Here is a 12,425-nt window from a genome sequence, read left to right as displayed (position 1 = left end):
GGGGCAACACAACGCCTGGTTTACCGGGCCGGAATTCATTACTTTTTATAATGCGCCTGCAATTGCCTTCAGCGCCTGCTTGACCAGCTTTTGGTCCGCCTGGGTGCCCATGTGGCCCAACCGGAACACCCTCCCGGCCAGCGGCCCGTAACTGCCGGCTGCCACCAGGCCCTTTTCCCGCAGCCGCCGGTCCCATATCTGCCACGTATATCCTTGGGGAATGGTGGCGGCCGTGACCGTAGGAGAGGGGATGGCCCCGGGGGCCGGAAACAGGTCGATGCCCATCTCCACCAACTGCTGTCGGCAGAACCGGGCCACCGCATCATGTCGGTTAAAGCTGTTCTCCAGTCCTTCGTCCAACAGCAGCCCGGCAGCCGCATACAGGGCGGCCACGCCCTGCCAGCTGGGTGTGTATGGGAAAAATCGTTTTTCTACGGCATGCTGAAATGGTTTCAGCGCATCGTAGCCCACATAACCCACGGCATCGATAATCTCCCATGCCTTGGGACTCACCGACAGAAAGGACATATCGGGCGGTGCGGAAAGGCATTTCTGGGATCCCCCCAGGCACAAATCGATATGCCATTCATCGGCCAGAACCGGGACACCACCGGCTCCGGCCACCGTGTCCACGTAAAACAGGGGAACCCGGTAGGCGTGTTTCAGCCGGCCCAGTTCTTCCAGGGGGTTGAGGGTGCCCGAGGGCGTTTCGCAGTGGACGGCCGTGATCATGCGGGGCTTGAATTCGGCGATGGCGGCTTCGATGCGGGCCATGTCGTTGATGGTTTCGTCATAGCTGAAACCCACGATTTTAACATCGGCACCAATGGATTGGGCCATTTCGCCGATGCCGTAACCGAATACACCGGTTGCCACTGCCAGCACCCGATCACCAGGCACCAGGCAGCTTTTCAAGGCGCTCCACAGGGCCAGCATTCCTTCGCCGGACTGGATCACGATATCGTCCCGGGTGCCGAAAATCGCTTTCAACCGCCGCTGCGTGCGCGTGTAGAGTTCAACAAACTCCATTTCCAGATCCCCGGAGCCATAGGGTTCCAGGTAGACTTTTCGGATGGCATCGGGCACCATTACCGGGCCGGGGACCATGGGGATGGGATAGGTTTGCATAGCGGTTCTTGTTCGACGTTCAATCCGCACTACATCTGGATGCTGCGAATCTGTTTGAGAACGAATTGAATCCGCTCCCGGTGTTCCGGCGGTATCATGAGTACGAACACCGGCTGATTGGCGACCAGACCGTCCGGTGCCGCTCCGAGTCGGCCCGCGGTGTAGTTCTGACGATTTTCATCGGATTCCAGAAACTGCATCACATCAACGAAGTTGCCCGTGTACCCCTGGGCGTCGATATGCTCAAGGTGTTGAAGAAACACGTCATTGACCGTCAGGATAAACGGGTCCATATCGGCAAACCCCGTTCGACCGCAGTTACTGGCCGATACCATGCATCGGCAGCCGAAGGGGCGCACCGGATAGAGCGGGCAGGTATCATCCGTCAGCACCGGGCAGGGGCCGGCATCGGGGTTCAGGTGTTCATCGGGCGGGTCGCCACCCTGCGCACAGATATCGGCCATGCGATTGATCGATATGCAGGGCGAAAACCGGTCGGGATGGGCTTGCCGGGCAATAGTTTCCAAGTAGCGGGTTTCACCGGTCTTTTCCAGGTGGTTAAGGATCCGATAGCCTTCCAGGGTGGTCATGGTGACATTGGCCGTACAGCAGTGAGCGCAGTATTTTTCACATGCCAGGTCAAATTCGTCCACCAACCAATCGTAGATGTCGACCATGCGTTCAAGAAGGGTCAGTTTTGCGTTGAGCTCCATTAAAAAAGACTTTCCGTGGGATAATGAGTGTGGTTAATCCAACTTTCCTTATACGCCAATCCATTGTTTTTTTCCAGTGGTTCCATGGCTCAGGGAGGCGGCAACGATCGGGAAGGCTGGTAAACTAACGCTCCACGGGTAACGGTGAGCGCCCGACAAAACACCACCCGTTGGGTCCGTTTCGCATGCTTGCGGCACCGTGCGTTCAATCGGTATCAGGCAACTCAGGCCTGCGGGGACGATGGAGGCAAAACCCCGGCGTCCGGTTTTCCGGATGAATTGTCGCCGCTGGTCGGATTGGTTCTGCGGCGCCATTTGATCGGTTCCCACAGACGCCTTTTGGAAAAGCATCCCCACGCCCAGCGCAGCCAGGACAGGAGGCTGAAGGCCAGCCAGAGGGACCAGACCAGCATGAGCAGATGGTAGATCCACTGGGGCAGGCTTACCACCCAGGGGGTAGGCATCGTTCCGTCAATGCGGTCCTGGGTCCAGTTCAGCTGAAAACGCGTGGAATGATTGCCGGCAATCTGCATGTCCGGGATGCCCAGCAACCCCCGTTCAATGGCCGTGTAGAGACCCACCAGGGCCGCCACGGTCAGGATCGCCAGAAGCAACTGGATGCCGTTGAAGGCCAAGGCCTTTTCCGGCGCTTTTCGGCAGCGGGTTCCCATGGCCAGCAGCCAGCCCACAACCACCAAGGCAACACCTGCCGGCACCTGGGTCAGCCCGAGCCCCAGCAGCAGCCAGTGGTGGGTGCGAAGGGGCGTGAGCGTCGTTTTCCCCAGGCCCACAGCCACCAGGATCACCACGATCAGATAGCTCCAGAAGAGAACGGCCGGTCCCAGTCTGGGCCCGCCAGCCATCAGAATCCAGCGGTGGTCGGGCATGTGAAAGGTCACTGCGGCATTGACGGCGGCACCGCCTACGTTGACCCGGGGGCCGTGAATCCGGGTCATCGAATCGTTCAATTGATTCCACTCCAGGCTCACCGTCTGGCTGCCCGGTTCCAGCGGCACGGTCACCAGTTGACCGTCCTGGCGGATGGGCAGGCTTTTGCCATCAATCCTAACTGCCTGCAGATTGGCCTGTGTCGGCAATTCGATCTGATGGTGTCCGCCTTTGCTGGAACGGATGCCAAGGGTCAGCATCGCACGGGAAAACCGTTGCCCCGGGGTCAGCGACAGCATCGACCGGTCCACGGTGATCGTTCGGCCGCTCACCGCCTGGGGTCGGGACACGTCAATGGTTACCTGTTCCCCCGGCCACGGGCGCCACTGCGGCTGCCAGTTGCGGTCGGCATCCTGATGGTGGACCGCGGCCAGACCCGATGCGCTGCAGCGCCACATCGTCGCGGCATCCAAGGTCCAGGTTTCTGTCCATTCACCATTCCGCGGCGCCGTCAGCAGGATTGTCGGTGCAATGGGAATGGTCGTGGAAAACTGTGCTTCCATTTCATCCGGGCCCAGCGAAACCTGGGCACGCCCTTCTTCCACATGAATGCCGGGCGTGGTGACCACGGCATTTTTCATCAGCGGAATCGAAAGCAATGCCGGCGCGCCCGGCTCGGTGAGCCGTTGAATGCGGGTGGTTACCTCCCACTGGATACCCAGGTGCAGCGTGCGCGCCACATGAAAAAAAGGGGGGATATCGGTTCGGGATATTTCGCTCGGCGATTTACTGTCGCTCTGCATGCGGGTCAGGGCAATCGTTGCGTCCATGTTGCCGTCAGGTCCAAACCCACGGGCCTGCCATCCAACACCTGCATATGTACCCACATGGGGTAAGATGGGAAAGGTGATGCGAATCTCATCGGCAACCCCGGGCGGCCCGAGCATCTTGACCAGGTGAACCCCCTGGGGCAAAACCATCCACAAGGTGCCACGGTCGTCCCGAGAGAGGCTTTTTACCGGTTGGTTGTCCAGAATGATCCGGTTCGGCCGCCAGGTATCCAAGGTGGCGGGCAAGGGGATGGCCGTTTCGACCTGGGCATGTATCTGCATGATCAGGCGAAGCTGGTCAGGCGTCGCCGCCAGTTCCAGCCGGCTCACATCGGCACAACGGGGAAGGCAGGCCGGCGGTTCGAGCAGTCGACGCTGAAGTTCGTCCAACAGGGGTTGGGGCGGAAAGGTCTGCCCGGCGGTTTCGGCCCGAAGCAACTGGGCCGGGGCCAGAAAGATCAGCAATAGAATCAGCGCGGACACACTTGATATCATCGGTGCCGGCAGATGCCGTCGCCAGTTGCGTAAATCCAGAACGGCCACGACCAACAGAAACAGCAGCACCACCCGAACCAATCCAAGGGCCAGGTTCAGGGTCGGCGAAACCAGCCACAGGCGAATCTGCTGGGTGCGGTCCACCGGTCCGTTCCAGCGGAGTTGCACGGATCGCCACTGCCACACCGGCAGACCGGGGCCGGTTTGGATTAAGGCATCGGGATCCGATAAAAACCGGGTCTGACGGGATGCTGTTTTGAGCTGGGGCATCTGGATCTTATCCGCGGCGGTGAGGGTACGCTGGCCGACCGAAGCGGGTTCAGGCGCGGCGGCCATCTGCGACTCGAGGATCATGCCGGTCCCGGCAGCCGATGGCCGGTAATGGATTTCATCGCCTCCCTCGGCCAACTGAGGATAGATGGCGGTGCGGATCTGCTGTACCATAAAAGGCAGCGAGATGGCGACGAGTGCGACCACCGCGCTTGCCCCCCACAGCTTGACGACCGTTTTAAACCAGCCGCCGGGAAGATATTTCAACAGCGCCGCCACCGCCAGCAGGTGAAGCCATACGTGCCGTGGTGCACCCGCTTCATGGAATGTCAGTACCAGCGTCACCAGGGCAAGCAGACCGGTTGCCCGGCCGCGGATTTTGTAAGCACTGACGGCGATGATCAACACCAGGAAAAAGTCCAACAGGGTCCAGCGCTGGAGCCATGCCCCGGGAGGGACATCCACACCGGCAGCGGAAAACAGGGTCCAGCCCGGAGGCAGATGAAGCAGACCGCGGACGCTTTTAAAATCGTGGTCCCAGCCGATGGCGGGCAGAGTCGACGAGGTGCGCGGCAGACGGCTGTCGGCCTCCAGAAGCAGCCGCCCGCGACGCAGTTGAACGCCGGGCGAAGGCCGATCCCCCTGAAGGGTGATTAACTGATCCTGGCCATCCACGGCCACCCGTCCCAGTTCCATGGGGGCCTCCAGGGACAGGTGCCAAGTCCGGCTCAACGTGCCGCCAATGCGGTCATGGATCGTAAACCCCGATCCATCGAAATCAAGCCACCAGGTGCGCGTCAGGTCCAGCTGGTCCGGTGCCGGATCCGGGTCGCCCCGGCGAATGACTTCGAAGGAGAGGGCGGCACCGGGCTTGAGCTGGTAGGCGGGAAACCCTTTCCATTCGTCGGGCATCCGGGTTCGCGACGGCTCAATCGTCGGTGCTCCCAGAACCTTGACCATGCGCAGGTCATTGAAAGCGTTGAAAGACCATATTTCATCGCCGTAATGGCTCTTTCCCGTGGAAAGGGTCTTCACCGGACCATCCAGCCGCACCGTCACCCGGATATCCCAGCGGCCGGGGCGGGCCTGAACCAACAGGTCACCCGCCGGAGTCAGGCGTGCGGGCAGCGGGCTGTCCATTTTCATCGCCACGGCGCCGTCGGGCAACAGAGCGGCCAGCCGAATCTCACGGGCCCGACCGGAAACCTCGAGCAGGATCCGGGTGATCATCCGCATGGGAATGTCATCTTCGACCAGCCGGAACAGGGTGGCCGTCATGGTGTCCTCCCGACGGGCAACACCGCCTTTGCCGTGGAGCCGTAGGCGGCCGTCAAGATCGAGGTCCGGTTCGAGGATTTCACGCCCGTCGATGGTCAACGACAGAATGCCCGTGGAAGCCGGCACCTGGAGTACTTCCGGCAGCGTGTCCCAGACAAAAGCCCCTTTGATGCGGTAGTCCCCGGCTTCCAGCCGGATGCAAGGCATCCTGTTGCGCTCCACCACGGGTAGCGCTTCGCCGCCGCCGGACACCGATTCGGGCCAATGGGTCTCGTCACCGGGTAGCGTCACCCAGGTGGGGGTGTACACGGTTACCTGCTGTTCGAACAGGCCGCCCTGGTCTCCCACATCTACAACCAGTCTCGACGGCCACCAGCAGCGGTGAATCGTTCCGTTGTCAAAGTGGGTGGGGCATCGCTGGTCCGCCTTATCGTGAAGCACCCATTCCCTCCAGGGTTCCAGAGATGCGGGAATATCCGACACCTGCGCCGGCGCCGCGGCCGCTGCCACCATGCCGGCAAAAGACAACAGGAACAGGCCAACGACGACCGATGCTGCGCGGTTCATGATACCTCCCGGATGATGGCGGGATAATTTTTTCATCAGGTGCTTTTTTTCTGTTTGTCCCGCAGGGCGGCATGGGCAGCCGCCAGCCGGGCAACGGGCACCCGGAACGGGGAGCAGGAAACATAGGAAAGTCCCAGTTCATGGCACAGGGCGATGGATTTGGGATCGCCGCCGTGCTCGCCGCAGATCCCGCATTCCAAGGCCGGTTTCGTGGTCCGGCCCCTTTTTACGGCCATGTCGATGAGTTCTCCCACACCGTCCCGGTCGAGGGTGGCAAAGGGATTGGCGGGGAGGATGCCGGATTCCATGTATTCGATGAGAAACCCGGTTTCGGCGTCGTCCCGGGAGATGCCGAAGGTGGTCTGGGTCAGGTCATTGGTGCCGAAAGAAAAGAATTCGGCATGGTCGGCGATCCGGTCGGCGGTGAGGGCGGCGCGGGGCAGTTCAATCATGCTGCCGAACTTGTAAGCGATCTCCATCCCATTCTCGGTCATGACGGCCCTGGCTTCAGCCTCCAGCACCGATCGCTGGCGGATCAACTCATTGACGTGGCTGGTAAGCGGAATCATCACCTCCGGGTGAACGTCGATACCTTCTTTCACCACCATACAGGCCGCCTCGAATATGGCCCGTACCTGCATGGTGGTCAGTTCCGGAATGTAAATTCCCAGGCGCACCCCCCGCAGGCCCAGCATGGGATTGGCTTCACGAAGGCTTTGGGCCCGCTTGCGCAAAAGCTCCTTCTGGCGGATTTCAGCCAGCAGGGTATCGATGGCGGCCATGTCCGCTGCGTGTTTGAGCCGGATCTTCAGGTCGGCCAACTCGGATACCAGTTCCACCAGGTCCGGCAGGAATTCGTGCAGGGGCGGATCGATCAGGCGGATGATTACCGGCCGGCCCTGCATCACCCGGAAAAGTCCTGCAAAATCCTGCCGCTGGAACGGCAGCAGGGCGGCCAGTGCCTCACGCCGCTCCACGGGATAGTCGGTCAGGATCATCCGCTGAAAGTGAGGCAGGCGGTCGGTTTCGAAGAACATGTGTTCGGACCGGCACAGGCCGATGCCCTGGGCGCCATATTCCAACGCCCGGCGGGCGTCCTGGGGATAGTCGGCGTTGGCCCACACTCCCAGGGTCCTGAATTCATCGGCCCAGGAGAGCAGTTTGATCAGCCAGGGATCTTTGATGTCCGGAACCATGGTTTCCAGTTTGCCTTCATAGACCACGCCGGTCGTTCCGTCGATGGAGATCCACTCGCCTTCATGGATGGTATGGTTGCCGACGGTCATCAGCCGGTTGGTCAGGTCGATGGTGATGGTCGAGGCTCCCACCACCGCCGGTTTTCCGAACTGTCGGGCCACCAGGGCTGCATGGCTGGTGCGACCCCCGCGGCTGGTGAGAATACCCTGCGCGGCCAGCATGCCGTGGACATCGTCGGGTTTGGTCTCCGGCCGCGCCATGATCACCGATTTCCCGTCGTTCTTGGCCCAGGATTCGGCCATGTTTGCATCGAAGGCCACCTGCCCCACGGCCGCTCCCGGAGAGACATTGAGGCCCCGGGCCAGAAGCCTGCCCCCTGCGGTGGCTTTGGGGTCAAATTGCGGGTGGAGGAAAAAGTCCACCTGCTCCGGTTTGATCCTCAGCACCGCGGTCTGCCGATCGATCAGCCCGCCGTCGGCCATCTCCACGGCAATGCGCACCGCTGCCTGGGCCGTTCGCTTGCCGTCCCGGGTCTGGAGCATCCACAGCTTGCCTTTCTCGATGGTAAACTCCATGTCCTGCATTTCCCGGTAGTGGTTTTCCAGCAGCCGGGCGATGCGTTCGAATTCGGTGTAGGCCGCAGGCATCTCCTCTTTAAGGAGAGAGATGTCCCGGGTCATGCGGATGCCGGCCACCACATCCTCGCCCTGGGCATTGGTCAGGTAGTCTCCTTCCAGATGGTTTTCTCCGGTAGACCCGTTGCGGGTCATGGCCACCCCGGTGGCGCAGTCATCGCCCATATTGCCGAAAACCATGGTGACGATGCTGACTGCCGTGCCCAGGTCGTGGGCGATGCCGGCGGCTGTGCGATAATCCACCGCCCGTTTGCCGTTCCAGCTTTTGAACACGGCCTCGGTGGCCATTTTGAGCTGTTTGAGAGGATCTTCGGGAAAGTCGTGGGTGGTGTGGCGGCGGTATACGGCCTTAAAATGCAGCACCACCTGCTGCCAGGCCTCCGCCGACAGCTCGGTATCATTTTCAACGCCGGCAGCCCTGCGGGCGGCCGTGATGACCGCTTCGAACGGTTCGTCGTCGATGCCCATGACGACACTGCCGAACATTTGGATCAGCCGCCGATAAGCATCGTAAACAAAGCGGGGATCATCGGTAAGACGGATCATGGCCGCCACTGTTTGGCTGTTGAGGCCGATGTTGAGCACCGTATCCATCATCCCGGGCATGGAAAACTTGGCACCGGACCGGCAGGAGACCAGCAGGGGGCTGTCGTCGCTGCCAAAGCGTTTGTCCGTTTTGGCTTCAACGGTTTGAAGGGCTGACAGCACCTGGTCCCACATGCCTTTGGGAAAGGTACCACCTGACTTGAGAAAGGCATTGCAGGCTTCGGTGGATACGGTAAACCCATGGGGAACCGGCAACCCGATCCGAACCATCTCAGCCAGGTTTGCCCCTTTGCCGCCCAGCAGCCCCCGGACGGCATCTACATCCTCGCCCACCTGGTTTTTTACGGCATCCAGTTCGTCAAAGCCAAACACCCATTTTTTCGTTTGCATACCCCCTCCATGTTTTGCCAAAAGTCCAAGCGGTTTTCCAGTTGACAGAGAAAAGGTGACCGGTAAGATCTGCCGATCCCTGCGACAGTTGGCCACCGTGGCTGGATTCAGCCCCATGACGGCTGCGATTCATGTTAAAAGTGAGCGACGAAGAAAAAAGAAGCGATCCGCCGTTTTAAAAAATGAGCTAATCGTTCCGAAACAGAGGTGGTACACAAGGATTGCGCTGGATCACTTCATGAGATAAAGATAATTTTAACCGGTTGGTTGGAAATTTGCAATTTTATTTCGAGGATCCAAAAAAGGAAACGGTTAATCGGGATGATGCCGATTAACCGTTAAGGAGGAGAACAGATGAAAAATTATTAGGTTGACATTAGACAAAAGCAAACACCCTGCCAAATTATACTTCCAAAGCAAAAAAAACAGTAGAATAACTATAAAACATTATAATCTTAGAAAAATATAATTTTTCCTATTCTTTTCCACTTGCTTCACATCGGCAGCGAGCGTCGAATCATCATGAAAAAAATTCAAAATTTTAAACCCTCCGCAATCAAAAGCTATTTTAACTAATTGATTTAAATGGTAAATATTGTTTTCTACAAAAAGTTCAAGATTTTAAACTTTGTTCCGGCCCCATTTAAAAAATTGTATAACCAATTGAAATAAAAAGTTTATTAAATGTTTTTGATTTTGAACCGGTGCTTTTCAACCCCTTCCGTTTCCCGGCGGTGGATTTTCGCCTCGGGTTAGATCGTCCTGCGGTACGCAATGGGGGACACGCTGATTTTAGCATGTAAACCGGCTTTCCTGCCTTGACAAACGGCAAATCACGCCCATAATTGTTCAGCGTTGCCGTCGAACTAATTATAACCATTGATAAAAACTTGATGAAGAAGGATTCAGGAGAACCCATGGAAGCAAAGCAGGAAACCTATCAGTTTAAAACCGAAGTACAGCAGATTCTCAACCTGATCATCAATTCCCTTTATTCCAACAAGGATATTTTTCTGCGGGAATTGATTTCAAATGCATCGGATGCCATTGACAAGGTCCGGTACAAGGCGGAGACCGAGCCGGGTATTCTGGGTGAAGATACTGAATTCAAAATCCAGTTGAAACCCGATGCCATCAAGCAGACCTTCGAAATTTCCGACAACGGCATCGGCATGACCTACGAAGAGGTCATGGAAAACATCGGCACCATCGCCAAAAGCGGCACTGCCAGTTTCATGGAAGCCCTGGAGCATGCCAAGGGGCAGGAGACACTGATCCCCGAGTTGATCGGGCAGTTCGGCGTAGGCTTTTACAGCGCTTTCATGGTGGCCGATAAAATTACCCTGGTTACCCGGTCTGCCGGCGCGGATGCGAACCAGGCCGTCAAGTGGGTCTCCGCCGGAGATGGATCCTACACCATCGAAGAGACCGAGAAGGCTACCCGCGGCACCACTATCACCCTGGCGCTGAAAAAAAAGGAGAAGGACGAAAAGGATTTCACCGACCAGTGGACAGTCCGCAGCATTGTCAAACAGCATTCCGATTTTGTCAGCTACCCCATCACCATGGAAGTCGAGCGCGACGAGCCGCTGCCCGATGAGGAGGTCATCAAGGATAAGGATGGCAAACCCATCGGCGCCACCACGCGTAAGGTCATGCGCGAAGAGACCCTTAATTCCATGAAGGCCATCTGGACCCGCAATTCAAATGACGTCAAAGAGGAAGAATATGAAGAGTTCTACAAGCATTTGAGCCATGACTGGAATGCCCCCATGGAGCGGCTCCACCTTAAATTTGAAGGAACCACCGAGTACGATGCCCTGCTCTACATTCCTTCCAAAGCCCCCTTTGACCTGTTCACCCCGGATCGCCGCCACGGCATCCATCTATATTCCAAGCGGGTGTTCATCATGGACGACTGCAAGGAATTGATGCCCGAATATTTCCGGTTCGTAAAGGGTGTGGTGGATGCATCGGACCTGAACCTGAACGTCAGCCGCGAGATCCTGCAGCAGGATCGGCTGGTGCTGAACATCCGCAAGAATCTAGTGAAAAAGCTTTTCGATCTGCTGGCGAAAATGGATGCGGAGAAATACAATCAGTTTTACGATGAGTTCGGCGCTGTCTTGAAGGAGGGAATTCACACCGATCCGGCCAGCAAGGATAAACTCGCTCCACTGGCTCGTTATAAGACCACCAAATCCGAGGACACCTGGGTGTCGCTGGATGATTACGTGAAAAATATGAAGGCCGACCAGAAGGAGATTTACTACATTACCGGGGATAAGCTTTCCGCCCTGATCAACAGCCCCCACCTTGAAAAGTTGAAGGAGAAGGAATTTGAAGTGCTGCTGATGACCGACCCGGTTGATGAATGGGTGGTTCAGTCATTGACCGAGTATGACGGCAAACCCCTGAAGAGCGCCGAAAAAGGCGACCTGGATCTGGACAAGGTGGACGAGACCAAAAAGGAAGCCTACAATGCGCTGTTCGGTTTCATCAAGGGCCACCTGGAAAATAAAATAAAAGAGGTGAAACCTTCCTCTAGACTCAAGGATTCGGTATCCTGCCTATCCGGGGATGCCTGGGATATGAGTGCATACATGGAGAAGCTCCTCAAGGCTTCCGGGCAGAAGCCGGCCGACGTCAAGCGCGTCCTTGAACTGAACATGGATCACCCGGTGGTGGAAAAGATCAAGACGCTTTTCGAAAACGACCGGGACAACCCCGAATTGAAAGATTACAGCCAGCTCTTACTTGACATGGCCGTGGTCAGCGAAGGCGGGAAGCTGGACAACCCCGCCCGCTTTTCGAAGATGGTGGGCGATTTGATGTCCCGCGCCATGGGATGACGCCGACAGGCAAGGCCAGGTTGCCCGGTAGCACGGGCAACCCGGCCGGTTGTTTGCCGATCCCACCTGTATATTGATGTCTTTTCTTAAGTGGCATATTTGAAAGACAGCTTTACCCGTGAACGAAAAGCGGTAACCTTGCCCCCTTCCACCTTCATGTCCAGCTTCGTGATTTCCGCCACCCGCAGATCCTTTAATGACTTGGAAGCGGTTTCCACTGCATTTTTTGCCGCATCCTCCCAGGAAGTAGTACTGGTTCCCACCAATTCGATGACTTTGTAGACACTCTCGCTCATGATTTCCCCCTTTTTGTTTTCCGGTTAGAACAGGGAAAACCCGCGGAAATGACCCGTTCATTTCAACGGATGATCCCATGGCCGAACAAAGAATAACGTCAGAAACAACCCATCAGAAAGCACGGTTCGCTGGAAAAGCAGCCTTTAACATCGATGAACAGGCACAAAAAAATCAGGAAGGAGTAATATGCATACAACCTAATATGGAGATGCCGGCCGGTCAAGGAAATTTCCTGTCGAGGCATTATCGCCGCATTGAAATGACCGTAGAAATCCGGTAGTATCACTGGCCAGTATCGGTTATCGGCTATATTGTTCAGAACCAGCAATCGAATCGTCT

General features: G+C 57.3%; 7 protein-coding genes. 2 read left to right on the top strand and 5 right to left on the bottom strand.

What is annotated here, in order from left to right:
- Nucleotides 1–45 precede the first annotated feature (45 nt).
- The 4 genes from ACHZBS_RS07565 to ppdK form a co-directional block, all read right to left on the bottom strand.
- A complete protein-coding gene (locus ACHZBS_RS07565; protein ID WP_319405893.1) occupies nucleotides 46–1,128 on the bottom strand; it encodes an aminotransferase class V-fold PLP-dependent enzyme in 1,083 nt (360 codons plus the stop codon).
- Nucleotides 1,129–1,157: 29 nt separating this feature from the next.
- On the bottom strand, nucleotides 1,158–1,841 hold the full coding sequence (locus ACHZBS_RS07560) for a YkgJ family cysteine cluster protein (RefSeq protein WP_319405892.1): 684 nt from the start codon (nucleotides 1,839–1,841) through the stop codon (nucleotides 1,158–1,160).
- Nucleotides 1,842–2,065: 224 nt separating this feature from the next.
- Nucleotides 2,066–6,169 (bottom strand): hypothetical protein, encoded by a 4,104-nt coding sequence (locus tag ACHZBS_RS07555; protein WP_319405891.1) that lies wholly within the window; start codon nucleotides 6,167–6,169, stop codon nucleotides 2,066–2,068.
- Between the two features lie 35 nt (nucleotides 6,170–6,204).
- A complete protein-coding gene (gene ppdK, locus ACHZBS_RS07550) occupies nucleotides 6,205–8,937 on the bottom strand; it encodes a pyruvate, phosphate dikinase (protein ID WP_319405890.1) in 2,733 nt (910 codons plus the stop codon).
- Nucleotides 8,938–9,854: 917 nt separating this feature from the next.
- Here ppdK and htpG point away from each other — a divergent pair.
- Nucleotides 9,855–11,789 (top strand): molecular chaperone HtpG, encoded by a 1,935-nt coding sequence (gene htpG / locus ACHZBS_RS07545; RefSeq protein WP_319405889.1) that lies wholly within the window; start codon nucleotides 9,855–9,857, stop codon nucleotides 11,787–11,789.
- An 86-nt stretch (nucleotides 11,790–11,875) separates the two neighbouring features.
- Here htpG and ACHZBS_RS07540 read toward each other — a convergent pair whose 3' ends face one another.
- Nucleotides 11,876–12,085 (bottom strand): dodecin family protein, encoded by a 210-nt coding sequence (locus ACHZBS_RS07540; RefSeq protein WP_319405888.1) that lies wholly within the window; start codon nucleotides 12,083–12,085, stop codon nucleotides 11,876–11,878.
- A gap of 77 nt (nucleotides 12,086–12,162) precedes the next feature.
- Here ACHZBS_RS07540 and ACHZBS_RS07535 point away from each other — a divergent pair, with 77 nt between their 5' ends.
- The gene (locus ACHZBS_RS07535) at nucleotides 12,163–12,366 is read left to right on the top strand and encodes a hypothetical protein (protein ID WP_319405887.1); all 204 of its coding nucleotides are present in this window, start codon (nucleotides 12,163–12,165) and stop codon (nucleotides 12,364–12,366) included.
- The last annotated feature ends 59 nt before the right edge of the window (nucleotides 12,367–12,425 follow it).

Origin of the sequence: uncultured Desulfosarcina sp. (assembly GCF_963664155.2) — a bacterium.
GTDB lineage: Bacteria > Desulfobacterota > Desulfobacteria > Desulfobacterales > Desulfosarcinaceae > Desulfosarcina.
This window is presented reverse-complemented; position numbering and strand designations above follow the sequence as displayed.